Source organism: Salinisphaera aquimarina, assembly GCF_042643355.1.
Classification (GTDB): domain Bacteria; phylum Pseudomonadota; class Gammaproteobacteria; order Nevskiales; family Salinisphaeraceae; genus Salinisphaera; species Salinisphaera aquimarina.
The window spans coordinates 592,485-619,482 of the sequence record NZ_JBHRSS010000008.1; the positions used below are offsets into that span (position 1 = coordinate 592,485).

The window sequence follows — 26,998 nt, forward strand, 5'->3', positions numbered from 1 at the left end:
CCGGGCCTCAGACGCGAATGGCTGCCTGCAGCGATTGCAGCGAATACACCTGCGCGGCGCGATCGTCGGCGAGCGCCGTACAGCTGGCTTTCGCACCCGCGATGGTCGTGAAATAGGCGACCTTGTAACGCAAGGCCGTGATCCGGATCGAGCGCGATTCCTCGATCGCCCGCTTGCCTTCTGTGGTGTTGACCACGAGCTGAATCTCGCCGTTCTTGATCATGTCGACGATATGCGGGCGCCCTTCCTTGACCTTGTTGGCCATCGCACAGGCGATGCCGGCCTCGGTGATCGCCGCCGCAGTGCCGCGGGTCGCAACCACCGAGAAGCCGGCCGCGACCAGGTCACGCGCCAGGCTTACCGCGTGCGGCTTGTCGCCGTCGCGCACGGTAATCAGCGCCGCACCGCTCTCGGGCAGGCCGACGCCGCTGGCCAGCTGCGACTTGGCGAAGGCCTCGCCGAAGGTCCGACCCACGCCCATGACTTCGCCGGTGGATTTCATTTCCGGGCCCAGCAGCGGATCCACGGTCGGGAACTTGTTGAACGGGAACACCGCTTCCTTGACCGCGTAGTGCTCGATCACCCGCTCCGCGCCGACCGACTGTTCGGCCAGCGTCTGGCCGACCATGCAACGGGCCGCGATCTTGGCCAGCGGAACACCGGTGGCCTTGGACACGAATGGCACGGTACGCGAGGCGCGCGGGTTGACCTCGAGCAGATAGACATCGCTGCCGCGAATGGCGAACTGCACGTTCATCAGGCCGACCACGGACAGACCGCGCGCGAGTGCGGCGGTCTGGCGCCGCACCTCGTCGAGCACGTCCTTGCCCAGGCTGTAGGGCGGCAGCGAACAGGCGGAGTCGCCCGAGTGCACGCCGGCCTGCTCGATATGCTCCATGATGCCGCCGATATAGACTTCGGTGCCGTCGCAGATGGCGTCCACGTCGAGCTCGATGGCGTCTTCGAGGAAGCGATCCAGCAGCACCGGCGAGTCCGGCGAGACCTTGACCGCGGCGCTCATGTAGCGCTGCAGATCTTCCGGTTCGTAGACGATTTCCATGGCCCGGCCGCCCAGCACATAGGACGGACGCACGACCATCGGAAAGCCGACTTCCTCGGCCAGGCGCATGGCCTCGCCCTCGGAGCGGGCGGAACGATTGGCCGGCTGCTTGAGACCCAGCTTGTTGACCAGGTTGAGGAAACGGTCACGATCCTCGGCCAGGTCGATGGAGTCCGGCGTGGTGCCGATGATCGGTGCGCCCGCGGCTTCCAGACGCCGCGCGAGCTTGAGCGGGGTCTGGCCGCCGTACTGCACGATCACGCCCTTGGGCTTTTCGACATCGATGATGGACATGACGTCCTCGAAGGTCAGCGGCTCGAAATAGAGCCGGTCCGAGGTGTCGTAGTCGGTGGACACGGTTTCCGGGTTGCAGTTGACCATGATGGTTTCATAACCATCCTCGCGCATGGCGAGCGCGGCGTGCACGCAGCAATAGTCGAACTCGATGCCCTGGCCGATACGGTTGGGCCCGCCGCCGAGCACCATGATCTTGTCGCGGTCGGTGGGCGCGGCCTCGCATTCGTCGTCGTAGGAGGAATACTGGTAGGCGGTCGCGGTCGGGAACTCGGCCGCACAGGAATCGACCCGCTTGTAGACCGGCACGATCCCGTGCTTGAGACGCGTGCGACGCACCGCGAACTCGTCGCAGCCCAGCAGGCCGGCCAGCCGCAGATCGGAGAAGCCCTTGCGCTTGTAGGCACGCAGCGTGTCGGCGTCGATATCGCCGAGCGTGGATTGGGCGAGTTCGCCCTCCATCAGGATCAGCTCTTCGATCTGATCCAGGAACCACGGATCGATATGGCACAGCTGGTGGACTTCATCGAGGGTGAAACCGGCGCGGAAGGCATCGGCCACATACCACAGCCGCTCGGCTCGCGGCGTGGACAGTTCGCTGCGCAGGGTGTCCTTGGCGGCCTCGCTGGTCAGGTCGTCGAGCTTGGGCTCGAAACCGTCGGAGCCGATCTCGAGGCTGCGCATGGCCTTCTGCAGCGATTCCTGAAAATTGCGGCCGATCGCCATCGCCTCGCCCACCGACTTCATCTGGGTGGTCAGGCGGCTGTCCGCGGTCGGGAATTTCTCGAACGTGAAGCGCGGCATCTTGGTGACGACATAGTCGATCGACGGCTCGAACGAGGCCGGGGTCGCGCCGCCGGTGATCTCGTTCTGCAGTTCGTCGAGCGTATAGCCGACCGCCAGCTTGGCGGCCACCTTGGCGATCGGAAAACCGGTCGCCTTGGAGGCCAGCGCCGAGGAACGCGACACACGCGGATTCATCTCGATGATGATCATGTCGCCGGTGGCGGGATTGATCGCGAACTGCACGTTGGAGCCGCCGGTGTCCACGCCGATCTTGCGCAGGCAGGCGATGGAGGCGTCACGCATGACCTGGTATTCGCGATCGGTCAGGGTCTGGGCCGGGGCCACGGTGATCGAGTCGCCGGTGTGCACGCCCATGGCGTCGACGTTCTCGATCGCGCAGATGATGATGCAGTTGTCGGCGTGATCACGCACGACCTCCATCTCGTATTCCTTCCAGCCCAGCACCGACTGCTCGATGAGCACTTCGTTGGTTGGCGACAGTTCGAGTCCGCGGGCGAGCAGATCATCGAATTCCTCGCGGTTGTAGGCGATGCCGCCGCCGGTGCCGCCGAGCGTGAAGGACGGGCGCATGATGATCGGAAAACCGATCTTGGCCTGTACTTCCTCGGCTTCCGCGGCCGAATGCACCACGGCCGAATCGGGCGTGAACAGGCCGATCTCGTGCATCGCCTCGCGAAAGGCGCTGCGATCCTCGGCCATGTCGATGGCGTCACGCGATGCGCCGATCATCTCCACGCCGTGCTCGGCGAGCACGCCGTTGGCATACAGATCCAGGGCACAGTTGAGCGCGGTCTGGCCGCCCATGGTCGGCAGCAGTGCGTCGGGCTTCTCGGCCTCGATGATGCGCGCCACGGTCTGCCAGGTGATCGGCTCGATATAGACCGCGTCCGCCGTTTCCGGATCGGTCATGATCGTGGCCGGGTTGGAGTTCACCAGGATGACCCGGAAACCCTCGTCCTTGAGCGCCTTGCAGGCCTGCATGCCTGAATAGTCGAATTCGCAGGCCTGACCGATCACGATCGGACCGGCGCCGATAATCAGGATGCTTTTCAGGTCGGTGCGTTTTGGCATAGCTCGCTGCTCGGTAGCTGGCAGGCGCAGCCGATGCGCAGGGGCGCATGGCTTACGCTTCTTGATTCAATTGACGGGCCGGTGCGCGCCCCCGCTCATGCGGTCTGGCGGCGCGCTTCCATGGCCTGGATGAAACGGGCAAACAACGGCGCGACATCGTGCGGACCAGGGCTGGCTTCAGGGTGGCCCTGGAACGAAAACACCGGCTTGCCCACGATTTCGATTCCCTGAAGACTCTGGTCGAACAGGGACCGATGGGTCACCCGCGCGCTATCCGGCAGGCTTGCCTCGTCGATGGCGAAACCGTGGTTCTGGCTGGTGATCATCACCTCGCCGGTATCCACGTCGAGCACCGGATGATTGGCGCCGTGGTGGCCGAACTTCATCTTCAGGCTCTTGCCTCCCGCGGCCAGGCCCAGGATCTGGTGGCCCAGACAGATGCCGAGCGTGGGAAAGCTGCGCTCGATGAGCTCACGACAGGTGGCGATCGCATAGTCACAGGGCTCGGGATCGCCCGGGCCGTTGGCCAGCAGCACGCCGTCCACGCCCATGGCGAACACATCGTCGAGCGGGGTGCGCGGCGGCACCACGGTGACCTTCGCGCCGCAATCGACCAATCGCCGCAGGATGTTGTACTTCACGCCGTAGTCGTAGACCGCGACATGGAACGTGGCCGCAGCCGGGGAGTGGCTGTCGTTCGGCCCCACCCAGCTGGGCTGATCCCAGGTATAGATCTCGGTGGACCCGGCGTCGGCGGCCAGATCGGCGCCTTTCAGGCCGGGAAAGGCTCGCGCCTGCTCGAGCGCTGCCTCGGCGTCGATGTTGTCGCCGGCGACGATGCAGCCGTTCTGGGCGCCCTTCTCACGCAGCAGGCGAGTCAGGCGGCGCGTGTCGATATCGCCGATGCCGACAATATCGTTCGCTTCCAGATAATCGATGAGGCTGCCGCGGGTTCGCCAGTTGCTCGGCGCGCGCGGCACTTCCCGCACGATCAGACCGGCGGCCTGGACACGATCGGACTCGATGTCCTGTTCGTTGGCCCCGGTATTGCCGATATGCGGATAAGTCAGCGTGACCATCTGCTGACGATAGGATGGGTCGGTAAGAATTTCCTGATAGCCGGTCATGGCGGTGTTGAAGACCACCTCGCCGACCGTGGTACCGATCGCGCCAATGGCGCGACCGTGGAACAGGCTACCGTCTTCTAGCGCAAGCAGGGCTGTCGGGCGCAACAATGACTCCGGATGCTGTGATCGAGCGGAATTCGACAATCGGGCGCGGCACAATGGCCGCACGCGGCGCGAAATTATAGCCGCTCGACGCTGTCCCTGCCAGCCTTGTCAGTCTTTACCCAGGCCGAGCACGTCGTTCATGTCGTAACGCCCGGCCGGTTTGTCCGCGGCCCAGGCCGCGGCGCGCATGGCGCCACTGGCGAAAGTCTGGCGTGATGACGCCTTGTGTGTGATCTCCAGCCGCTCGCCGTCGCCGGCGAACAGCACCGTGTGCTCGCCGACGATGTCGCCGCCACGAATAGTCTGAAAACCGATCGTGCCGCGCTCGCGCTCGCCGGTATGGCCGTGCCGCGCATAGACCGCGCAGTCGTCGAGATTGCGGCCGGTGGCATCGGCCAGTACTTCGCCGATGCGCAGCGCGGTGCCCGACGGCGCATCGACCTTGTGCCGATGATGCGCCTCGACGACTTCAATATCGACGCTGTCGCCCAGAGCTTTCGCTGCGGTTTCAAGCAGTTTCAGCGTCAAGTTGACGCCAGCGCTGAAGTTCGGCGCCATCACCACGACGATCTGCCCGGCAGCCTTGTCGATCGATTTCATCTGCTGCGCATCGAAACCGGTGGTGCCGATCACGATCGCCGCACCGCCGGCCACGCAATCGTCGATCGCCGACAGACAAGGCTCGGGGCGGGTGAAATCCACCAGCACATCGAACGCCGACGCGTCGCGATCGTCCGCCGAGGCAATAGCCACGCCCGCGTCCTCGCCCGTGGCAAGCCGTCCGGCATCCTGGCCTACCGCGTCGCTGCCGGGCGCTTCGAAGGCAGCGGCCAACTCGAGCGACTCGTTGCGCTGACAGGCGATGACCAGTTCGCGGCCCATGCGACCGGCGGCGCCGTTGATTGCGATTCGGGTCATGGCGTCGTTTCTCCGCAAAAACTCGTGAACATCGACCAGTGCCTGGCGCGGCTAGCCCAGACGTTCGCCGAAGAAACGCTTGGCCTTGTCGAGCCAGCCGGTCGTCGCCGGGCTGTGGCTATGGCCGCTTTCGACCATGCTCTTGCGCAGATCCTCGAGCAGTTGCTTCTGTTTCGAATTCAGATTGACCGGCGTCTCGACACTGACCTTGCACAGCAGGTCACCGGGCGAGGAGGTACGCACCGACTGCACGCCCTTGCCACGCACGCGGAATGTCTTGCCGGACTGGGTTTCGGGCGGGATGCGCAGGCTCACCTTCCCCTTCAGGGTCGGCACGTCGATGTCGCCGCCCAGCGCTGCGGTGATCATGTCGACCGGCACATTGGCGCGCAGATGATTGCCGTCGCGCACGAAGAACTCGTGCGGTTTGACGTTCATCTGTACATACAGATCCCCGGACGGACCGCCCATTTCGCCGGCCTCGCCCTCGCCGGACAGGCGGATGCGATCACCGTTGTCCACGCCGGGCGGCACTTTCACCGACAGGGTCTTGGAGGCCTGAACACGGCCTTCACCGTGGCATTTGCGACAGGGATTGCGCACTTTCTTGCCGGAGCCATGGCAGTCCGGGCAGGTCTGCTGAATCGACAGGAAACCCTGCTGGATACGGACCTGGCCCACGCCCTGACAGGTGCTGCAGGTATCCACCGGCGAGCCCTTCTCGGCGCCACTGCCGTCGCAGGTCTCGCATTCTTCCAGCGTGGGGATACGAATCTCGACGGTATCGCCGTCGATGGCGGTCTCGAGATCCAGATCCAGGTCATAGCGCAGGTCGGCCCCGCGCGAGGCGCGCTGACGCCCGCCGCCCATGCCGCCGCCACCGAAGATATCGGAGAAGATATCGCCGAAGATGTCGCCGAAACCACCGGCGCCACCGGGACCGCCACCACCGGCCGCGCCGCCCAGCCCGGCATGGCCGAACTGGTCGTAGGCCTGGCGCTTGCGGTCGTCCGAGAGCACTTCGTAGGCTTCGGAGGCTTCCTTGAAGCGTGCTTCGGCTTCGGCGTCGTCCGGATTGCGATCCGGGTGATTCTTCATAGCCAGCCGTCGATAGGCCTTCTTGATCTCGTCCTTGCCGGCGCCCTTGGAAACACCGAGGACATCGTAGTAATCGCGTTTCGCCATGATGTTCTAGCTTGAAAATCGCTGATTGAGCCGCGCGCCTGCGCTGTTGCGCCATGACACGTCGGTTGAATCAGCCATCTTCGTTGTCTGGATCAAAAATGCCGGGACAGCGATTCACGCTGCCCCGGCTCTTCACTCGACAGGCGTCGGGTTTACGAGTTGGTGCCGGATTTCTTGTCGTCGTCCTGCACTTCCTCGAAGTCGGCGTCGACGACGTCGTCTTCCTGACCACCCTGGGCCTGACCTTCGGCGCCAGCGGCGGGCTCGCCCTCGCCTTCGGCACCCTGGCCGTAGACTTTTTCCATGACCGGCGTCGACGCTTCGGACAGCTTCTGCGTCTTCTCGTCGATGGCGGCCTTGTCGTCACCTTCGAGGGCTTCACGCAGCTCGGCGATGGCCTCGTCGATCGGCTTCTTCTCGTCCTCGGTGACCTTGTCGCCCAGGTCACGCATGGATTTCTCGATGCCGTGGATAAGGCCGTCGGCCTGGTTGCGCGCCGTGATCAGTTCGTTGAACTTGGCGTCTTCCTCGGCGTGCGTCTCGGCGTCCTGCACCATCTTGTCGATCTCTTCGTCCGACAGACCGGAGGAGGCCTTGATCACGATCGACTGTTCCTTGCCGGTGGCCTTGTCCTTGGCCGACACGTTCAGGATGCCGTTGGCGTCGATATCGAAGGTGACCTCGATCTGCGGCGTGCCGCGCGGTGCCGGCGGGATGTCCGACAGATCGAAACGACCCAGCGACTTGTTGGCGGACGCCTGTTCGCGCTCGCCCTGCAGGACATGCACGGTCACGGCCGGCTGGTTGTCCTCGGCGGTCGAGAAGGTTTCCGACTTGCGGGTCGGAATGGTCGTGTTCTTGTCGATGAGCTTGGTCATCTTGCCGCCCAGCGTCTCGATACCGAGGCTCAGCGGGGTGACGTCCAACAGCAGCACGTCCTTGGTGTCGCCCGACAGGACGGAGCCCTGAATGGCGGCGCCCACGGCCACGGCTTCGTCCGGGTTGACGTCCTTGCGGGCTTCCTTGCCGAAGAAACTCTTGACTGCTTCCTGCACGGCCGGCATGCGCGTCTGGCCACCGACCAGGATCACGTCATCGATGTCCGAGGCCTTCATGCCGGCGTCTTTCAGCGCGGTGCGGCAGGGATCGATGGTACGTGCAACCAGATCCTCGACCAGGCTTTCCAGCTTGGCGCGGGTCATCTTCATGTTGAGATGCTTCGGACCCGAGGCGTCGGCGGTGACATACGGCAGATTGATTTCGGTCTGCTGGGTCGAGGACAGCTCGATCTTGGCTTTCTCGGCGGCCTCTTTCAGGCGCTGCAGAGCCAGCTTGTCCTTGAGCAGATCGACGCCCTGTTCCTTTTTGAACTCTTCGGCAATGTGCTCGATGATCTTGTTGTCGAAATCCTCACCGCCCAGGAACGTGTCGCCGTTGGTGGCGTGCACTTCGAACTGATGCTCGCCGTCGATGTCGGCCACTTCGATGATCGAGATATCGAAGGTGCCACCACCCAGGTCATAAACCGCGATCTTCTTGTCGCCGCCCTTCTTGTCCATGCCATAGGCCAGCGCGGCCGCGGTCGGCTCGTTGATGATGCGCTTGACGTCCAGGCCCGCAATGCGGCCGGCGTCCTTGGTGGCCTGACGCTGGGCGTCGTTGAAGTAGGCCGGCACGGTGATGACCGCTTCGGTGACCTTTTCGCCCAGGTAATCCTCGGCGGTGCTCTTCATCTTCTGCAGCACCTTGGCCGAGATTTCCGGCGGCGCCATCTTCTTGCCGCGCGCCTCGACCCAGGCATCGCCGTTGTCGGCCTTGACGATCTTGTACGGGACCGTCTCGATGTCCTTCTGCGTGGTCTTGTCGTCGAAGGTGCGGCCGATCAGGCGCTTGATCGCGTACAGCGTGTCATTCGGGTTGGTGACGGCCTGGCGCTTGGCGGGACGGCCGACCAGCGTCTGGTCATCGTCGGTGAACGCAACAACACTCGGCGTGGTGCGCTCGCCTTCCGCGTTCTCGATCACTTTCGGCTGATCGCCTTCCAGGATCGCCACACACGAATTCGTGGTGCCGAGGTCGATACCAATAATCTTGCCCATTTTCATTTCCCTCTGATGTGCGCTGCATTGGCAGCGCCGATCAACGTTTCGTTACAAACTTTGCTTGACAATCGATTTGGGGCACGGCGCGATTGTTTTCAAGCGCCGCGGCCCGGTTCCGCGCTCTATTTACCCTGATCCGCGGGCTTGGCCACGACCACCATGGCGGCACGCAGCACACGCCCGTTGAGCATGTAGCCCTTCTGCATCACCGCGGCGACCGTGTTGGCCGGCAGTTCGTTGCTGGGTTGGGTCGATACCGCTTCATGCAGTTCCGGGTTGAAGGCCTCGCCCTCGGGGTCGATCGCCTCCACGCCGGCCTTGTCCATGCTCGACGCCAGCATGCGCGCGGTCATGTCCATGCCTTCCTTGAGCTTTTCATAGTCGCCGCTGTGCTCTTCGGCGGCCTTGAGGCCCAGTTCCAGGCTGTCGCGTACGCCCAGCAGATCGGCGGCGAATTTTTCCAGCGCGAACTTGCGCGCGGATTCAACGTCGCGCTGCGCGCGCTTGCGCACATTCTCCATTTCGGCCATTGCACGCACGGCCTGATCACGATATTGATCCGCCTCCGCGCGGGCCTGGTCGAGTTCGCCCTGCAACTGCTCGGTCTCGGCCAGACTGTCGGCGCTGGCACCACCGGCATCGACATAGTCTTCGCTGCCGTCCTGAATGCCTTCGATGTCCGGCTGCTGCGTATTTTCGGCCGCCGGGTCGCGTTCGCCGTGCGGCGTCTGCGATTTTTCGTTTTGACTCATAGAAAATCCCCGCTTGGATGACTGGGCAGCGTCAGCCTCTCACTTCACGCTGTCTTGACAGCGAGCATGATTGGGCTGGCTGGCGTCATTTCAAGCGGCCGGCTCGTTCACGCGCGTTGAAATTATGGGGCAAGGTGTGAATGCTTACGCGATTCGAACCGGGATGATTCCAGCATGGCGAATGAATTCGCAACGATCGGCATTCTCGCCAAAAGGGACGACGAGGGCGTGCGACGCACACTCAACGCGTTGATTGCGGACCTGAGCGCGCGCGACAAGACCATTCTCGTCGACGACAGCCACGAGGATATCGACGGTGCCGTCGATCATTGCCCGCGGGCGGATCTGGGCACGCGCTGCGATCTGATCGTGGTGGTGGGCGGCGACGGCACGCTGCTCGACGCCGGCCGCTCGGTCGCGGCTACCGACACGCCGCTGCTGGGCGTGAATCTCGGCCGGCTCGGCTTCATGGTCGATGTGCTGCCGGCCGACATGAGTGCCACGCTCGACGACGTGTTCGCCGGGCGTTATATCGCCGAATCCCGGCTCATGCTTGCCGCGCGGATCCAGCGCGCCGACGGGCATCTGGAAAAAGGCGTGTTCGGTGCGATCAACGAATGCGTGATTCGCAACCAGGCTTTCGCCCGCGTGCTCGATTTCGACACCTACATGAACGGCGACTTCATCAGCCATCACCGCGCCGATGGCATGGTGGTGGCCACGCCTACAGGCTCCACCGCCTATGCCCTGTCCGGCGGCGGCCCGGTCCTGCACCCGGGTCTGAATGCGCTGGCGCTGGTGCCGATCTGCCCGCACACGCTCTCGGACCGGCCGCTGATCGTCGACGCCAATCACCGGATCGAGGTCCATGTCGCCGACAGCCTGGACGGTTCGGCCCTGTTCACCAGCGACGGCCAGGTGACCCAGGCACTGGCCGCCGGCGATCGCGTGCTCATCGAGCGCGGGGCGCACGATCTGCAACTGATCCACCCACCCGGCTACGATTACTTCAATATCCTGCGCAACAAGCTTCAGTGGGGCCGCGGCCAGAACACGCCAGCCGTCTGAAGCGCGACCGAGCCCAACCGCATGCTTGCAGAAATCACGATTCGCAATTTCGCGATCATCGATCAACTGGATGTCGAATTCGGCGCCGGCATGACCGTGCTGTCGGGCGAGACCGGCGCCGGCAAGTCGATTCTCGTGGATGCGCTCAATCTGATTCTGGGCGATCGCGCCGACGCGGATGCGATTCGCGAAGGCGCCGATCGGGCCGATATCACCGCGCGCTTCACGCTCGACGATGCGCCGGCCGCGGTGGCGTGGCTCGCAGAACACGAACTCGACGATGACGAGGAATGCGTGATCCGCCGCATCGTCGCCCGCGAAGGCCGCAGCAAGGCCTGGGTCAACGGCACGCCGATGCCGGTGCGCGAATTGCGCACGCTCGGCGAGACCCTGGTGGATATCCACGGCCAGCACGCGCATCAGTCGTTGCTGCGGCGCAACGCCCAGCGCGAACTGCTGGACGAATACGGCGAACACGCCGACGAACTGGCCACGGTGGCCGACGCCGCCGCCGCCCTGCGCGCCACCCGCGCCGACATCGAGCGTATCGAACAGGTCGATGCCTCCGGCGACATGCGCATCGACCTGCTGCGTTATCAGGTCAACGAGCTGGACGCGCTCGACCTGGGCGACGACGAGCTCGACTCGCTCGACGCCGAACACAAGCGCCTGGCCAGCGCCGAGCGGCTGATCGAGGACGGACAGCGCGCCCTCGCCCTGCTGTTCGACGCCGACGAAGGCGCCGCGATGGACCAACTCGGCGTCGCCGAACGTCTGCTCTCGGAGCTGGCCGCAATCGACGCCGGCTTCGAGCCGATCGCCGAACTCATTACCAGCGCGCGTATCCAGACCCAGGAAGGCGTCGACAGTCTGCGCCATCACGTCGACACGCTGGACATCGATCCGCAGCGTTTTCGCGAGGTCGAACAGCGCCTGGCCAGTATTCAGGATCTCGCCCGCAAGCATCACTGCCCGCCGGCCGAACTGCCGGCACTGGCTCGCCGCCTCACGGACGAGCTCGGCGAGCTGGAAAACGCCGGCCAGCGCCTGGATACGCTCAGACAAGACGAAGCACGCCAACTCAAAGCCTACGAAGACGCCGCCGCAGTGCTGAGCGACCGACGCACACATGCGGCCACCCAGCTCGGCGCGGCGATCACCGAGATCATTCGTACCCTGGGCATGCCCGAGGGTGATTTCAGCGTACGCGTCACGCCCGCGGCGTCGGCGCGTATCGCGCCCGCCGGCAACGACGATATCGAGTTTCTGATCGCGGCCAATCCCGGCCAGAGTGCGCGCCCGCTCGATCGCGTGGCCTCCGGCGGCGAGCTGTCGCGTATCAGCCTCGCCATCGAAGTCGTGGCGGCGGCGCGCACGCGCGTGCCCACGCTCGTCTTCGACGAAGTCGATACCGGCATCGGCGGCGGCGTTGCCGAAATCGTCGGCCGCCAGCTACGCACGCTGGGCGCGGCGGGGCAGTCGCTGTGCGTGACCCATCTGCCGCAGGTGGCCGCCCTCGCCGCGCACCATCTGCAGGTCTCCAAGCAGGTGAGCAACGGCCAGACCAGCACGTCGATCAAGACATTGGCGTCCGAGGATCGCATCGAGGAGATGGCGCGCATGCTCGGTGGTGTCGAACTCACCGAACAGACCCGCGCGCACGCCGCCGACATGATTGCGCGCGGCCAGGCCTGATAATCAGATAAGTTGCGACCCGTGTGGGATGAAACCCCGCTGGACGTCCGAAGAAGAATCGTGATTCTCCGCTTCGGCAGACCTCAACTTGACTATGTACCAAGCTCAATTCGTTTGCCTTACTCCGTGCGGACTCAGGCGCCGGAACCAAAACGGTTTCACGCAAAGGCGCAAAGACGCGAAGAAGACAACACAGCGCACCGTCGAAAGTCGTGCTTCATTTGTGCGCCTTGGCGGCTTTGCGTGAGGAATGCTTTCTTCTCAAGCTACCCGCCCGTTGCGGCGTGCGGGTGCCACGCCTCAGGGAATATGCGGGATTAACAAGCGGCTGTTTGGCAGCAACAAAAGCGCTACCGTATGATGCGGTTCGCGCACCGGGGCTGCAGACACGACCGAACGCGTTCGCGAATCAGACCATACGCAGTTCCAACAGGGATTTAGGATCTATGAGAACACTCGTCGTGCTCGCCACGCTGTTACTGCTTAGTGCTTGCAGCCTGCCGGTTTTCTTTCGCGTACCCGTGGTTCAGGGCAACGTGGTGACGGCCAAGGAAGTCAAGAAACTCGAAATCGGCATGACCAAGCGTCAGGTCAAGTACGTCATGGGCACGCCGCTCATCGACAGCAGCTTCGAGAAAGACCGCTGGGACTACGTGTTCTATTACCGCGATCCGCGCGCGCATGTGCGCCAGAGCGAGCTCAATCTGTTCTTCGTCAACGACAAGCTCTCGGATATCGAGGGCGACGACGAATACACAGCCCAGATCCTGGGCGATGACGGCCAGAGCCAGGAACAGTTCGAGGACACGCCGCTGCCGGCCGAGGCCACTCCCGGCGCCAACAACGAACGCCTGACCTATTAATCAGTCGCCGCTGCCATCGTCGCGCGCCTGTTGCAGGCGCGTACGCTCGCGGCGCGCCTGTACGTCGGCGCGGCGACGCTGGCGCGGGTCGGCGGTCAGTTCACGGTAGAGCTCCAGCCGCTCACCGGCCTGAACCACGTGGTCATCGCCTACCTTGCGTCCGAACACACCGATTTTCGGCATCTGCCCACACTGCTCATGGCACAGTGCGTCCAGCCCGGACGCGCGTACGGCATCTGCCGCAGTCGTGCCGGGCGCGATCTCGATCCGGCGCCGCCAGCACTTGTGCGGCAACGCCAGCAGAACGTCCACCGTCAGCATCTCGCTCATGGCGCCCAGATCATTTTTATCAACGTGAAACCGCCCAGGGCATAGACCAGCACGATGAGCAGCGCGATCCGGGTCGGATAGCGCAACAGCGCGTGCCAGACCGCAAACCCCGTGGTTCGACCCTGGGACGGGTCGTTGCGCCACGCCTCGACCAGACGGCGACGCGCCAGCACTCGGCCCATCAGCACGCATAACAGCAATCCGCACAGCGGGCCGATCAGATGCGTAGCCGCCAGCATGATCCATCCGAATGCGTCGTAGCCGAGCATGCGCCACTGCCCCAGCGCGCCGAAGGACAACAGCCCCAGCAAGCCCAGCAACGCCACCGCGACCCCGGAATACAGGCTCGAGCGCAGGCGCGAGAATCCACTGCGGTGCTGGACGAGTTGCACCACGGGCTCGAACAGGCCGATGGCCGTGGACACACTCACCAGCGCAACGAGCACGAACATGATCGGCGCGCGCCAGCTGCCGTCGAGGGCCACCGGCAACACCTCGAACAGGCTCTGCAGACCCGCGCCCAGGGTCACGTCGTGCCCCCAGATGAACACGGTGAGCATGAACGATGCCGCCAGCGCGGCCGCCAGATCCGCGGCAATCACGATCAGCGACAAGCGGATGATCGGCGCCCGGTTGGGCAGATAACTGCCGAACGCCACAATCACCCCGCTGCCGAGGCTGAGCGTGAAGAACGCCTGATAGAGCGCTTCCAGCACGCCCTGCCAGTCCATCTGTGAAAAACGAACGACAAACAGCGACCGCAGCGCGGGCCCGGCATTGCTGTCGGTAAACGCCGATATCGACAGCGCGCACAGGGCAGCCGCGATGCACAACGCCAGCGTACGCATGACCGGCTCCACACCCCGGCGCAGACCGCGAGCGGCAGTGGCGGTCAACAGACAGAAGAACAGCAACAGCCAGCCGAAGCCGCGCTCCGAATCGCGCGCGAAATCCACGAACTGTGCGCGCGCCGCCTCGATCGTCGAACCGTCCAGACCACCGGTAACCGCACGCAGGCTATAGGCCAGACTCCATGCCGCAATCACGCTATAGGCGGCCAGCAGCAGCGCGGCCCCGAGCACGGCCAGATAGCCACCCCATATCCACAGCCGCGAATGCGGTGAGTTGCGAGTCCAGGCCGCAATGACACCGGGCACGTCGGCGCCGGTGCCACGCGCCATGAGCAGCTGACCGCTGAATAGCGGCAGGCCCATGGTCAGCAGCGCACCGACATAAACGAGCAGGAAGGCGCCGCCGCCGTAGGTCTCCATCATGTAGGGCAGGCGCCAGACATTGCTCAGGCTGACGATCGCCGCGATCGACACCACCACGAACATCATCGACGACGACCAGGTCGGCCGCGCGGGCCCCAGAGCCATCAGCGTAGCGCTCGTGGCGCGCTGGATGACGCGGGTACATGCCGGCACGCTGCCAGCACGCAGGCGACGCCGGCGCTATCCGACGGTCGCCCACGGCTGCAGATCACGCGCCTGCCCTGTTCGCTGTTGCTGATCAAGGTCGCCCCTGGTTCTGTACTTGCCCCCGGCGGCTATACTAGGCTCTGATTCCAAAGTATGCACGCGCACCAAGGCAGCTCGCAGAGTACGGACAAGGTTACTGACAGACGGCTTCGGCAGGCCCGATGAACGGCTCGCAACTCTCGACGCGTACGGTTCGATACCGGGTTCGCCCAGTATTGCTCCGGGAAGCACGTCGACGAGATCGCCCAGCCGAACCCGGTCACGATCCAGGCCCTCACCGGTCAGTACATCACCTCCACAGCGCCGCGTACGGATGCGTCGAGTTCAGAGTCCAAGCACATGGCAAGACCGAAAAAGAGCAAGCAGCCCAGTTCGACCATCGCGCTCAACAAGCGAGCGCGTCACGATTTCTTCATCGAGGACAAGTTCGAGGCCGGTCTCGTGCTGGCCGGCTGGGAAGTCAAGGCGTTGCGCGCTGGCAAGGGGCGGATTACCGAAGCCTATGTCCTGATCAAGGACGGCGAGGCGTTTCTGCTCGGCAGCCATATACAGCCGCTCGAGTCCGCTTCCAGCCACGTGGTGGTCGACCCGACCCGCACGCGCAAGCTGCTGCTGCACGAACGCGAACTGTCGACGCTGATCGGCGCCACCGAACAGAAAGGCTATACGGTCGTGCCACTGGCGATGTACTGGAAGCGTGGCCGGGCCAAGCTCGAGATCGCGCTGGCCAAGGGCAAGGCCAACTACGACAAGCGTCAGAGCAAGAAGGACGCCGACTGGAATCGCCGCAAGGCGCAGATCATGCGCAGCGACGCCTGAACGGCCGACCCCGGGGAGTCGCCGGTTTAGGTGCGGTATCCACCGGCCATTGAAAAGTCACCGCACAACACAAGTTTCATTACTGCTACAATTCACCGGTATTTCGGGGGCGACATGGCTTCGACGCGGATGTCAAAACCCAAGGTGCATGCCGAGGTCGCAAATCACCTCGTTAATCAATTTGCAACCTAAGCTAGTTGCGAACGACGACAACTACGCTCTAGCGGCTTAAAGCCCGTTAGTGCCCGCCCGGTAAGTGTCTGTGCTTCCGGTCACGGGTATCGACTCTTACAGACTCGCGGCAAGGCCCCGCTTCGGGCCAACCCGTTAAGAGCAAACGAAGATAAGCGATCGTTGTCCCTTTTCGTCGGGTAACGTAAGCCGACAATCAAAGACGAAATAAGCATGTAGACCCAAGGGTCTAGAATCCGCGGACGCGGGTTCGATTCCCGCCGCCTCCACCATCTCAGCCCGCACGATTCGTCGTGCGGGCTTTTTTGTCGTCAAAGCCAGAGCTTTGCCACGCCGATGAACACTGCGATCGCGATCATGGCGACGGCGAACACGATCTGCAGCGTCGCTCCGGCCAGATAGCGTGCCAGTGCGCGCCCGCCGAACATGCCGATGAGCCCGCCGACCACGAACAACGCGGTCAGCGCCCAGTCGATATCACGGCCCGCGAACACCGCCGAGATCACGCCGGACAGCCCGATCAGGGCAATCACCAGCAGCGACGTGGCCACCGCGCGGTGCATACCCATTTCGGTGATCAGGATCAGCGCCGGGACAATGAGAAAACCGCCGCCGACGCCGAAGAAACCCGACAACACGCCCACCACCAGGCCGACCAGCAGCAGCGCGGCGCTGCAAGGCGCATTCAGACGCAGGCGACCATCGGTGCTGTAGCGACAGACCGTACCCGGGTCGGCACCGGCCTGCGCCGAGGGTCGCGCGCGCACGATGGCGGACTCGGCCGGCGCGCGTCTCGCCTTGAGCATCATGCGAACAGCGACGATCAGCATTAGCGCTGCAAACAGCAGCACGACGACAGCCTCACTCACCTGCCCGCCGAGATAGACGCCGAGCGGCGCGGCCAGCATCCCGGCGACCGCGAATATCAGCGCGGCCCGCACTTCGAGCACGCCGCGCAGATGACTCTCGACGGCGCCGAACGCGGCCGTGATCGCCACGGCAGCCAGAGAGACTGCCACCGCGCTGCGCGGCGCCACATCCAGGCCGTAGATCAGCAGCGGCACGGCGAAGATCGAGCCGCCGCCCCCCGTCAGCCCAAGCGCGAGACCAACGATGATGCCGAACAGCACGCTCATCGCTGCCCGGCCACCCGGTCAGCGCGGCAATCCGACGCGTCGGTGGAAAAACGATGCCGGCAATCCTTTATTTCCATCGGCCTTCGGCTCGTTAAAACTTCGAGTTCTATCGTTATGCTAGCACTCGATGCATGCACCAGCGTATACGTCGCGCGGGGCACAGCGCGATGCCGCGGCATGCAATCGGGCCGCTTGAGATCGCCCTGCTTATCGAAAGCCATGGCCGTGCCCTCCTGACCCGCGATTCACGGGCTCGTTCGTGCGGACTTACAGATGTTCCCGGATCACGCCCGATCGATATACGGGCAGCAGGCCAACGACCGGCTTTCGGGCGCCGCATGCCGGCGACCAGCCAGCGCGCCGTCGCCGCGCTAGACTGCGCCCGCAAACACGTGGCCGCCCATTTTTGCCCTTGCCCTACAGTCATGGCGCCTGGCGCGCAAACCGGTCGTAGTGGCCGATCGCACCAAGGCTGGCCACATAGCGCCGTCGGGCGCGTTTTGTCACGATACAGGCACCCCCGCAACGCGCCCGGGCATTCGTCGCTCGCGCGTCGCCCTCTTTTCCAGGATTCCACGACGCCTCAATGAGCGAAATAAACGCCATACTCTTTTTCGTCGGCCTGCTCCTTTTTCTGAGCGTGCTGGCGAGTTCGCTGGCGCGTTTCGGACCGCCCTTGCTGCTGATCTTTCTGGTGGTGGGCATGCTGGCCGGTCAGGATGGCCCCGGGAAGATCGGCTTCGACAACGTACCGGTGGCTTTCTTCGTCGCCAATCTGGCGCTCGCGATCATCCTGCTCGACGGCGGCCTGCGCACGCATATCCAGACGTTTAGGGTGGCCCTGCGCCCGGCGTTGTCGCTGGCGACGATCGGCGTGCTCGTATCGGCGTCGCTGGCGGGCGCATTCATTGCCGTCTGGCTCGATCTGGACTGGCGTTACGGCCTGTTGCTGGGTTCGATCGTGGCCAGTACCGATGCCGCGGCCGTGTTCTCGCAGCTACGCAGCAGCGGCGTCACGCTCAATCAGCGCGTGAGCGCCACGCTGGAGATCGAATCCGGCACCAACGATCCGATGGCGATCTTCCTGGTCACTTTTCTATTGACCACGATCGACAGCGACCAGGGGTTCACCGCGGCCGGCATCTTCCAGCAGATCGTCAGCCAGTTCGGCATCGGCATCGTCGGCGGCGTGGTGCTGGGCTATGCGCTGTCGTTTCTGGTGTCGCGCATGCAGCTCGTGGAAGGTCTGTACGCGCTGCTGATCGCCTCGGGCGGCCTGATGGCGTTCACCGCGATCAACCAACTCGGCGGCAGCGGCTTTCTGGGCATCTATCTGGTCGGTCTGATCGTCGGCAACCGGCGCAATCATGCCTCCGAGCATGTGTTTCGGGTCATGGATGGCCTGGCCTGGCTGGCCCAGGCCGGCATGTTTCTGGTGCTCGGGCTGCTGGTCAACCCGACCCAGCTCTGGGAACACGCCGGGCCGGCGGCCCTGGTGGCACTGTTTCTGATCTTCATCGCGCGACCGATCGCGGTATGGATCAGCCTGCTGCCTTTTCATTTCCCCAGCCGCGAGCAGGGGTTCGTGGCGTGGGTCGGTCTGCGCGGCGCGGTGCCGATCGTGCTGTCGCTGTTTCCATTGATGGCGGATCTGGAAGGCGGCCAGTTCCTGTTCGATATCACCTTCGCGGTGGTGCTGGTATCGCTGCTGATCCAGGGCACGACGCTGGGCTGGATGGCACAGCTGCTCAAGCTGCAGGTGCCGCGCGAGCCCGGCCCGGTCGCCAGTTTCGCCTTTGAAGGCACCCGTCCGGATACGCATGCGCTGCTGGCGTTTCGAATCCAGCGCTCGTCCAACTTGGCGGCCACCGCCGGCGAGGCCCTCTACCGATTTGCCGGGCTGCGGTGCGTGGCCGTTACCCGGCGTAATCGCCTGCTGTTCCCCAAACCGCAGTTCGTGTTCGCCGTCCACGACCTGATCTACGTGATCACGCCGGAGCGCCACCGAGAGGAACTGGGCGTGCTGTTTCGCGGCGACAGCAAGAATGCACCCGAGGTGCGCACCTTCTTCGGCAGCTTCACCCTGCACGGCGAGGCGACCATGGACGGCCTGGCCGAGGTCTACGGCCTGGCACTCAAGCAGGGACAGGCCGAACTCTCGATCGCAGACTACATGCGTCGGCGCCTGCGCAGACGGCCGGTGGAAGGCGATATCGTGGAGGTCGACGGCATCCGGCTGACGGTGCGCACCCTCGCCGCGGGCGTGATTGCAACCGTGGGGCTGCGGCTGATGGACACCGAGCAGGACACCAGGCCGTCATCGCTGGACAAGAAGATCCCCAGATAGCGACCTCAAACGGCTCTATCGAGGCTACGGAGTCTCGACAGGCCGGCGCGGACGATGGGCCCCGCCGAAGCTGTGGCCCTGCAGCAGGCAATAGGCCAGCCATTTGTTGAGCAGCAGGTTGCGCGGCCACTGGGTCTGGAGCACGTCCTCGTCGATCTCCGGCACGCCGGCGAGCGCGACATAGCGCGAGCGTGCATCGCAGGAGATGGCTTCGGCGAGCTGGGCATCGCGGTACAGACGCAGCCGCAGGTCCGGGTCGGCGCGCGCGCTATCCCCCTCACCGAACCAGTAGGTCAGATGAATGGTGGTGGTATAGCGACAGCGCTCGAGCACGCGCAGATAGAGCACCGCATGCTCACCCCGCGAGGTCGCCTCGTCGAACGGCAGATCCAGTTCCGGGACCAGACGCTCGAAGCGCCGATAGTTGCTTTCGTACAGACCCATCAAGCCGGTGAAACTGCGCGGCTGCGCGGCCTGAAGCCAGTGGTTGCGTTTGAGTTTGGGCATCACCGGACTATACGGCAGGGTCGGCGCTTTTCAAATTGACGATACAGGGACCTGCGAACACGCCAGCGTCGTCGCAGCCCGCTTGCGGCGAGCGGCGCGTGACCGTCAGAACGAGCGCCGGCGGATATCCTTGTCCTGCATGATCATGGTCGCAATCTCCTCGATCGACTTGTTGGTCGTCTCGGAATACGGCAGCCCGTGGCGCTTGTACAAGGCCTCGGCCTGGCGCAGTTCGTAGCTGACCTGCGGCAGTGCCGCGTACTGGCTGCCGCGCCGGCGCTCGCTGCGTATCTGGTGCAGCCGCTCGGGATTGATCCACAGCCCGTAGAGCTTGTTCTTGTGCGGCTTGAGCGCCCGCGGCAACGTGCGCTGTTCGAGGTCTTCCTCGGTGAGCGGATAGTTCGCGGCGTAGACACCGTGCTGCATCGCCAGATAGATGCATACCGGCGTCTTCCCGCAGCGCGACGGTGCCACGAGTATCACCTGCGCGTCCTCGTACCCGTTGTCGCCTACCCCGTCGTCATGGGTAAGCGCGAAGTTCATCGCATCGATACGCGATTCGTAGACGTCCTCGTTGGCGATGCCGTGCGCACGCCCTTCCCGGTGGCTGGACTTGGCGTCCAGCGCGCCCTCGAGTTCCGGCACGAAACGATCGAACAGATCGAGAAACAGTGCGCTGCCGGTGCGCAGGATATCGCGCACTTCCTCGCTGACCGTGGTCGAGAACACGATCGGTTGCAGGCCACTGGTCTTGCCCGTGTGCTCGATGTATTCGAGCGCGGAGCGCGCCTTCTCGGGCGTGTTGATGAACGGCAGCGTCGATTGCTTGAACTTGGTCTCATCGAACTGCGTGAGCAGCGTCGAGCCCAGGGTTTCGGCGGTGATGCCGGTCCGGTCGGACAGAAAGAAAATAGAACGCTTGGGCGTATCGGGGCTTGTCATGGCGCTATCCTGCCCGAGCCACGCGCTTGCGCCTAGCCTCCATTGGCGCAGATGCCGATATGCCGCGGCGAGCCGTGGCGAAGAACGGGCGCGCACGCGCGCGAGCGTGTAAAATCCGCGCTTTGGATGAGCTTCGCGAGGACGCAATCTGTGCAAAACGCGCACGTAGTCTGGTTTAGCCAGTTGGGAATGAACGACGTCGAGCATGTGGGTGGCAAGAATGCCTCGCTCGGTGAAATGATCAGCCACCTGGCCGATGCCGGGGTCAACGTGCCGGATGGTTTTGCGACCACCGCCGACGCCTATCGCCAGTTTCTGGCCCACGACGGTCTCGCCGATCGCATCAACGCCGCGCTCGACGACCTCGACGTCGACGACGTCGACGCGCTGGTCGAGACCGGCGAGAAGATCCGCACCTGGGTCATCGATCATCCCTTCCCGCCCGAACTCGAAGCCGCGATCCGCGACGCCTTCGAGACGCTGTCCGGCGAGAACAGGGATATATCCGTTGCCGTGCGCTCATCGGCAACCGCCGAGGATCTGCCCGACGCCTCGTTTGCCGGCCAGCAGGAAACCTTCCTCAACGTGCGCGGGCTCGACAACGTCATGCTCGCGATCAAGGACGTGTTCGCGTCGCTGTTCAATGACCGCGCCATCTCCTATCGCGTGCACAAGGGCTTCGAGCACAGCCAGGTCGCACTCTCCGCGGGCATCCAGCGCATGGTGCGCTCGGATACCGGTTCCTCGGGCGTGATGTTCACCATCGATACCGAATCCGGTTTCGATCAGGTCGTGTTCATTACCAGTTCCTGGGGGCTCGGCGAGGCCGTGGTCCAGGGCGCGGTGAATCCCGACGAATTCTATGTCTACAAGCCGAACGTGGACGCTAAACGTCCGGCCATCCTGCGGCGGGTGAACGGCGGCAAGGCCATCAAGATGGTCTACACGGCCGACCGCAGCCACGGCAAGACCACCGAATTCGTGGACGTGGACGCGGCCGATCAGGCGAAGTTCTCGATCACCGACGCCGACGCCGAAGCGCTGGCCGCGCAGGCGCTGATCATCGAACGTCATTACAAGCGGCCCATGGATATCGAATGGGGCAAGGACGGCGAGACCGGCGAGCTGTATATCCTGCAGGCGCGTCCGGAGACGGTGAAAAGCAACAACGGCGGCACGCTGGAGCGCTATCTGCTGGATTCCAGCGGCCGTGACGTGCTCGTCGAAGGCCGCTCGATCGGCCAGCGCGTGGGCGCCGGCAAGGTCCGCAACGTCAAGTCGATCAAGGAAATGAACAAGGTCCAGGAAGGCGACATCCTGGTCACCGACATGACCGACCCCGACTGGGAGCCGGTGATGAAACGCGCCGCCGCGATCGTGACCAACCGTGGCGGACGGACCTGCCATGCGGCGATCATCGCGCGCGAACTGGGCATCCCGGCGGTGGTCGGCACCGGTGACGGCACCGAGAAACTCACCGACGGCATGGGCGTGACCGTGTCCTGCGCGGAAGGCGATACCGGCTATGTCTACGACGGCGAGATCGATTTCAAGATCGATGAAGTCTCGCTCGACGAGATGCCCGAGATCGACACCAAGATCATGATGAACGTCGGCAACCCCGACCGTGCATTCGATTTTGCCGCCACCCCCAATGCCGGGGTCGGGCTGGCGCGCCTGGAGTTCATCATCAATCGCCAGATCGGCGTGCACCCGCGCGCCCTGCTCGAATACGACGATCAGCCGCTGGAACTGCAGAAGACCATCGACGCGCACATCGCCGGCTATGCCGACCCGGTGTCGTTCTATGTCGACCGCCTGGTCGAAGGCATCTCCACGATCGCCGCGGCGTTTGCGCCCAAGCCGGTCATCGTGCGCCTGTCGGATTTCAAATCCAACGAATACGCCAACCTGATCGGCGGCGAGAATTTCGAGCCCGACGAGGAAAACCCGATGATCGGCTGGCGCGGTGCTTCGCGCTATCTGGCCGAGGACTTCCAGCCCTGCTTCGAACTGGAGCTGGCGGCAGTCAAGCGCGTGCGCAACGAGATGGGGCTCAAGAACGTCCAGATCATGATTCCGTTCGTGCGCACGGTGGGCGAAGCCAGGGGCGTGTCGGAACTGCTGGCCGGGCACGGCCTCAAGCGCGGCGAGGATGATCTCAAGATCATCATGATGTGCGAACTGCCCTCGAACGCGATTCTGGCCGATGAGTTCCTCGAATACTTCGACGGCTTCTCGATCGGCTCCAACGACATGACCCAGCTCTCGCTAGGCCTCGATCGCGACTCCGGACTGATCTCGCATCTGTTCGACGAGCGCGACCCGGCGGTGAAATTCATGCTGGAACGCGCAATCTCCGCCTGCAAGCGCAACAACAAATACGTGGGCATCTGCGGTCAGGGGCCGTCCGATTATCCGGATCTGGCCAAGTGGCTGCTGGAACAGGGCATCGAGAGCATGTCGCTGAACCCGGACACCGTGGTCAGCACCTGGCTCTATCTGGCCGGCAAGCAGGTCTGATTTACATCCGCATCCAAGGACGACGCCATGGCCGATAAACTGCCGATTTTCGTCAGCCCGGAACAGTTGCAGGAGGCGCTGGGTGACGCGGGGATTCAGATCGTCGCGGTCGACAGCGCCTCGGATTATGCGAGCGCGCACATCCCCGGCGCCCTGCAGCTGACGATGGCGGACTTTACTGCCAGTCAGGCGCCGGTCGCGGGCCTGCTGCCGGATGATCAGCGGCTGGCAGAGGTGTTCTCGGACGCCGGACTGCGTAACGATGCCCATATCGTCGCCTATGATCGCGTCGGCGACGGCCAGGCTGCGCGCCTGCTGTACACCCTCGACGCCATGGGCCACGAGGCGATCTCGTTGCTCGACGGCGGCCTTGCCGCCTGGCATCAGGCCGGGCTGGAACTCGCCGATGGCGCGCCCCAGCACGGCGAAGGCGATTTCAGCGTGAATCGTCAACCCGATCGTATCGCGGACCGGGCGTGGATCAAGGCGCATCTGGAGGACGCTGACACCGCGTTCCTCGATGTCCGCAGCGCAGCCGAATACGCCGGCGCGGATGTGCGCAGCGCGCGCGGCGGGCATATCCCCGGCGCGATCAATCTCGACTGGAATCGACTGAAAGACGACAACGGTCGCCTGCGCCCGCGCGCCGAGCTGCTGGAACTGCTCGCCGATCACGGCGTGCGCGAGGATCAGGACATCACCCACTACTGCCAGAGCCATGTACGCTCGTCGTATACCTATCTGGTGCTCAGGTATCTGGGCTATGACAAGGTGCGCGGTTATCCGGGCGCCTGGTCGGACTGGGGCAACGCCGATGACACGCCGATCGATACCGGCGCCGGCAGCTAGCAACAGAAGGTCCGCAACGCAGACGCGCCCATGAAACGTCTCCTGCTCGGACTCGCCGCCCTGTTCGGTGTCGGCTGCACCAGCACCGGTTATCAGGGCCCGGTGAGCGATCATTTCGACGGGCATCGTTTTCACAACGCCGAGCCGATCGAACACGGCTTCGGCGACCTGCTGCGCTGGATGCGTACACGCGAGAATCATCCATGGCAGCGCGTGTCGGGTTTTGCGCCGCCGCCACCACCACCGGCGCGCGTGAACGACGGCTTGCGTATCACCTGGATCAATCACGCCACCGTGCTGATCCAGGTCGCGGGCGTGAATATCCTCACCGACCCGGTCTTTTCCGAACGCGTCAGCCCCCTGCCCGGCTTCGGCCCGCGTCGCTATCATCCGCCCGGCGTCGCGTTCGACAACCTGCCGCCGGTGGACGTGGTGCTCATCAGTCACGCCCACTACGATCATCTGGATCGTGCCTCGATAAAACGTCTGGCCAGCCGCTTCGACCCCCTGTTCGTCACCGGCCTGGGGCTTGCCGACTGGTTTGCCGGCACCGGCGCGCGTCATGTCGTGACAGCCGACTGGTGGCAGCAGGTCGCGTTGCCCGGTCAATTGTCGCTGACCGTCACACCGGCGCGTCACTGGACACGCCGCGGTCTGGGCGATCGCAACCGAACCCTGTGGGCGAGCTACTGGATCGATACGCCCGCCGGCGGGGTCTATTTCGCCGGCGACACCGGCGCCGGCCCGCATTTCGGCGCGATCCGCGCGCGCCTGGGGTCACCGCGCGTGGCCCTGCTGCCGATCGGTGCCTACGAGCCCCGCTGGTTCATGGCCCAGCAGCATATGAACCCGGCCGACGCGGTTCAGGCCCATCGCCAACTGGGCGCGGCACACAGCGTCGGCATTCATTTCGCCACTTTCAAGCTCAGCGACGAAGCCCGGTTCGCGCCGGTCGACGATCTGGCGCAGGCGCTCAGCCAGGCGGGATTGACGCGCCATGACTTCTGGGCACCGGCCTTCGGTGCCGGCTATTCGTTCGACTGACCGCGCCCAGCGTGCAATACAGAGATCGGCCTCGATGAGATCGCGCTGGCGACGATAGCCAACCGCCAACGCGCCGCGGCCGGCGCGCGCAGCGCTATCCGAGCCAGCGATCCTGCTCCGGTGTGTGGTGCAGATACCATTGATCCAGCCATTCACGCAGCTTGTCGATCGGCATGGGCCGTCCGATATAAAAGCCCTGGATCAGATCACAGCCGAGCAACCGCATACGGTCGGCCTGGGCCTCGGTTTCGATCCCTTCGCCGACCGCGCGCAGGCCCAGCGCGTGGCCCAGCCCGATGGTGGCCTGCACGATGGACAGATCGGTCTTCGAGATCAGCATATCCTGCACGAATGACCGATCGATCTTGATCTCCGACGCCGGCAGGCGCTTGAGATAGGCCAGCTGCGAATAGCCGGTGCCGAAATCGTCGATCGAGATCTGCACGCCCATGTTGGCGACGCGGGTGATCACATCCAGAGTGCGCCGCTGATCCGCCATGAGCGTGTCTTCGGTGATCTCCAGCGTCAGGAACTTGCTCGGCAGTTCGTAGGCCGCCAGCAGGCCCGCCAACACGTCCGGGAAATCGGGGTCCAGCAGAGAACGGGCTGACAGATTGACCGACATGCGCAACGGCCAACCGTTGGCGCGCAGGTCGGCCGCGTACTCCAGCGCGCGCCGCAACACCCAGTTGGACAAATCACGCATCAGGCCGCTGCGTTCGGCGCGCGGAATGAAGTCGCCGGGCATGATCAGCCCACGGCGCGGGTGCTGCCAGCGCACCAACGCCTCCACGCCGTGCACACGGTCGGCGACGGTATCGACCAGCGGCTGCAGGTGCAGAATCAGTTGATCCTTTTCGATCGCGGTACGCAGTTCGGCGCTCAGGCTGTGCATTTCGGCATCGCGTAGCGGCATGCGCGCCTTGACCAGTTCAAAGCCGCCCCCGCGTGTCTTGGCGTGCTGCATCGCCCCTTCCGCGGCGTTGATCAAGGCATAGGTATCGCGTGCATTATCGGGGTAGACAGCACCGCCGATACTCGCGGCCAGATTCAGCGCAAGACTTTCCAGAGCACACGGCGGCTCGAGCCCCTGCTGAATACGCCGAGCCGCGTTCTCGAGAATATCGGTGGATTGCAGCGGGTCGAGCAGAACGCCGAAGCTGTCGCCACCCAGACGGGCAACCAGCCCGGCATCCCCGATTGCATTGCCGAGACGGCGCGCCACGCTCTTGAGCACGCGGTCGCCATTGGCCGCACCATAGTGGTCGTTGACCTCGGAAAAACCATCCAGATCCACCACGATCAGGCCCAGCCGGGTGCGGCTCAGATGCGCCGCGGCGATACCGCTTTCCAGTTGATCGATGAAATAGGCCCGGTTGCACAGCCCCGTCAGGGCATCGCGTTGCCCCAGACGCACCGCCTCGGCCTCCAGCGCGTGCTTGTCGATACGCAGCCGTTCGGTCTGATCGAGCACCATGGCACCCGCCTGGTGCGACATGATCACCCCCACGTACTGGCCCCACATCGCAAACAGGAACGGCATGAAATCCAGCGCCAGCAGGCTGGCATTGCCGCGCTGGGCGGCGTAAAGCGTCGACAGGGTTACCGGTTCGCCGGACAGCGCCACGGTGGTGATGGTGGCCATCAATACCGCGAACGAGGCGATGGCCAATCCGTAGTATGCATAGCGGGATACGCGGCTACGCAGGGCGCGTACGACCTGCGAAAAATACGCTGCGTTGGACTGCTGCACGGCTACCTCCCCCAGGCGGTTGCTACGA

The 26,998-nt window shown here is 64.1% G+C and carries 20 protein-coding genes and 1 other RNA gene; 9 read left to right on the top strand and 12 right to left on the bottom strand.

The genetic code is table 11. The annotated features are described in order from the left end of the window. Window positions 1–7 precede the first annotated feature (7 nt). The 6 genes from carB to grpE all read right to left on the bottom strand — a co-directional run bounded on the left by carB (window position 8) and on the right by grpE (window position 9,421). Window positions 8–3,232 carry a carbamoyl-phosphate synthase large subunit gene (gene carB, locus ACFOSU_RS18165; RefSeq protein WP_380691334.1) on the bottom strand — a complete coding sequence of 1,075 codons (3,225 nt, stop codon included), beginning with the start codon at window positions 3,230–3,232 and terminating at the stop codon, window positions 8–10. 95 nt (window positions 3,233–3,327) lie between these two features. Next, entirely contained in the window at window positions 3,328–4,464 is a 1,137-nt protein-coding gene (gene carA / locus ACFOSU_RS18170; RefSeq protein ID WP_380691335.1) for a glutamine-hydrolyzing carbamoyl-phosphate synthase small subunit, read from the bottom strand. A gap of 108 nt (window positions 4,465–4,572) precedes the next feature. Further along, window positions 4,573–5,382: a 4-hydroxy-tetrahydrodipicolinate reductase gene (gene dapB / locus ACFOSU_RS18175; RefSeq protein WP_380691336.1), complete on the bottom strand. Its 810-nt coding sequence runs from the start codon at window positions 5,380–5,382 to the stop codon at window positions 4,573–4,575. Window positions 5,383–5,433: 51 nt separating this feature from the next. Continuing rightward, a complete protein-coding gene (gene dnaJ, locus ACFOSU_RS18180) occupies window positions 5,434–6,567 on the bottom strand; it encodes a molecular chaperone DnaJ (protein ID WP_380691337.1) in 1,134 nt (377 codons plus the stop codon). 152 nt (window positions 6,568–6,719) lie between these two features. Further along, window positions 6,720–8,666 (bottom strand): molecular chaperone DnaK, encoded by a 1,947-nt coding sequence (dnaK, locus tag ACFOSU_RS18185; RefSeq protein ID WP_380691338.1) that lies wholly within the window; start codon window positions 8,664–8,666, stop codon window positions 6,720–6,722. 125 nt (window positions 8,667–8,791) lie between these two features. Next, window positions 8,792–9,421 (bottom strand): nucleotide exchange factor GrpE, encoded by a 630-nt coding sequence (grpE, locus tag ACFOSU_RS18190; RefSeq protein WP_380691339.1) that lies wholly within the window; start codon window positions 9,419–9,421, stop codon window positions 8,792–8,794. 174 nt (window positions 9,422–9,595) lie between these two features. Here grpE and ACFOSU_RS18195 point away from each other — a divergent pair, with 174 nt between their 5' ends. The 3 genes from ACFOSU_RS18195 to ACFOSU_RS18205 all read left to right on the top strand — a co-directional run bounded on the left by ACFOSU_RS18195 (window position 9,596) and on the right by ACFOSU_RS18205 (window position 13,047). Then, window positions 9,596–10,489: an NAD(+) kinase gene (locus ACFOSU_RS18195; RefSeq protein ID WP_380691340.1), complete on the top strand. Its 894-nt coding sequence runs from the start codon at window positions 9,596–9,598 to the stop codon at window positions 10,487–10,489. 21 nt (window positions 10,490–10,510) lie between these two features. Beyond that, window positions 10,511–12,184, top strand: a complete 1,674-nt coding sequence (gene recN, locus ACFOSU_RS18200; RefSeq protein ID WP_380691341.1) for a DNA repair protein RecN — start codon at window positions 10,511–10,513, stop codon at window positions 12,182–12,184. A gap of 446 nt (window positions 12,185–12,630) precedes the next feature. Beyond that, window positions 12,631–13,047 carry an outer membrane protein assembly factor BamE gene (locus tag ACFOSU_RS18205; RefSeq protein ID WP_380691342.1) on the top strand — a complete coding sequence of 139 codons (417 nt, stop codon included), beginning with the start codon at window positions 12,631–12,633 and terminating at the stop codon, window positions 13,045–13,047. Here the strand turns inward: ACFOSU_RS18205 and ACFOSU_RS18210 are convergent, their stop codons facing one another. Both ACFOSU_RS18210 and ACFOSU_RS18215 read right to left on the bottom strand, forming a co-directional pair. Then, window positions 13,048–13,377 carry an RnfH family protein gene (locus ACFOSU_RS18210; protein WP_380691343.1) on the bottom strand — a complete coding sequence of 110 codons (330 nt, stop codon included), beginning with the start codon at window positions 13,375–13,377 and terminating at the stop codon, window positions 13,048–13,050. It abuts the gene before it with no gap. Next, window positions 13,374–14,756 carry a sodium-dependent transporter gene (locus tag ACFOSU_RS18215; protein ID WP_380691344.1) on the bottom strand — a complete coding sequence of 461 codons (1,383 nt, stop codon included), beginning with the start codon at window positions 14,754–14,756 and terminating at the stop codon, window positions 13,374–13,376. The genes ACFOSU_RS18210 and ACFOSU_RS18215 overlap by 4 nt, the downstream gene beginning before the upstream one ends. Before the next feature lie 441 nt (window positions 14,757–15,197). On the opposite strand from ACFOSU_RS18215, the gene smpB reads away from it, so the two are divergent. Further along, on the top strand, window positions 15,198–15,677 hold the full coding sequence (gene smpB, locus ACFOSU_RS18220; RefSeq protein WP_380691345.1) for an SsrA-binding protein SmpB: 480 nt from the start codon (window positions 15,198–15,200) through the stop codon (window positions 15,675–15,677). A 105-nt stretch (window positions 15,678–15,782) separates the two neighbouring features. Continuing rightward, window positions 15,783–16,141, top strand: a transfer-messenger RNA (tmRNA) gene (gene ssrA, locus ACFOSU_RS18225). Between the two features lie 39 nt (window positions 16,142–16,180). Here ssrA and ACFOSU_RS18230 read toward each other — a convergent pair. Beyond that, window positions 16,181–17,005, bottom strand: a complete 825-nt coding sequence (locus ACFOSU_RS18230; RefSeq protein ID WP_380691346.1) for a sulfite exporter TauE/SafE family protein — start codon at window positions 17,003–17,005, stop codon at window positions 16,181–16,183. A 586-nt stretch (window positions 17,006–17,591) separates the two neighbouring features. Between ACFOSU_RS18230 and ACFOSU_RS18235 the strand changes: the two genes are divergently transcribed. Further along, the gene (locus ACFOSU_RS18235) at window positions 17,592–19,352 is read left to right on the top strand and encodes a potassium/proton antiporter (protein WP_380691347.1); all 1,761 of its coding nucleotides are present in this window, start codon (window positions 17,592–17,594) and stop codon (window positions 19,350–19,352) included. Window positions 19,353–19,376: 24 nt separating this feature from the next. Here the strand turns inward: ACFOSU_RS18235 and ACFOSU_RS18240 are convergent, their stop codons facing one another. Beyond that, window positions 19,377–19,859 carry a DUF1249 domain-containing protein gene (locus tag ACFOSU_RS18240; RefSeq protein ID WP_380691348.1) on the bottom strand — a complete coding sequence of 161 codons (483 nt, stop codon included), beginning with the start codon at window positions 19,857–19,859 and terminating at the stop codon, window positions 19,377–19,379. 105 nt (window positions 19,860–19,964) lie between these two features. Continuing rightward, window positions 19,965–20,801 carry a posphoenolpyruvate synthetase regulatory kinase/phosphorylase PpsR gene (ppsR, locus tag ACFOSU_RS18245; RefSeq protein ID WP_380691349.1) on the bottom strand — a complete coding sequence of 279 codons (837 nt, stop codon included), beginning with the start codon at window positions 20,799–20,801 and terminating at the stop codon, window positions 19,965–19,967. A 126-nt stretch (window positions 20,802–20,927) separates the two neighbouring features. Here ppsR and ppsA point away from each other — a divergent pair, with 126 nt between their 5' ends. From ppsA to ACFOSU_RS18260, 3 genes are read left to right on the top strand one after another with little or no spacing between them, the layout of a single operon-like run. After that, a complete protein-coding gene (gene ppsA, locus ACFOSU_RS18250) occupies window positions 20,928–23,324 on the top strand; it encodes a phosphoenolpyruvate synthase (protein ID WP_380691350.1) in 2,397 nt (798 codons plus the stop codon). Window positions 23,325–23,351: 27 nt separating this feature from the next. Continuing rightward, window positions 23,352–24,173 carry a sulfurtransferase gene (locus tag ACFOSU_RS18255; protein ID WP_380691351.1) on the top strand — a complete coding sequence of 274 codons (822 nt, stop codon included), beginning with the start codon at window positions 23,352–23,354 and terminating at the stop codon, window positions 24,171–24,173. Between the two features lie 30 nt (window positions 24,174–24,203). Beyond that, on the top strand, window positions 24,204–25,217 hold the full coding sequence (locus ACFOSU_RS18260; protein ID WP_380691352.1) for an MBL fold metallo-hydrolase: 1,014 nt from the start codon (window positions 24,204–24,206) through the stop codon (window positions 25,215–25,217). Between the two features lie 94 nt (window positions 25,218–25,311). On the opposite strand, the gene ACFOSU_RS18265 is transcribed toward ACFOSU_RS18260, so the two are convergent. Next, window positions 25,312–26,970 (bottom strand): putative bifunctional diguanylate cyclase/phosphodiesterase, encoded by a 1,659-nt coding sequence (locus ACFOSU_RS18265; protein ID WP_380691353.1) that lies wholly within the window; start codon window positions 26,968–26,970, stop codon window positions 25,312–25,314. Window positions 26,971–26,998 lie beyond the last annotated feature (28 nt).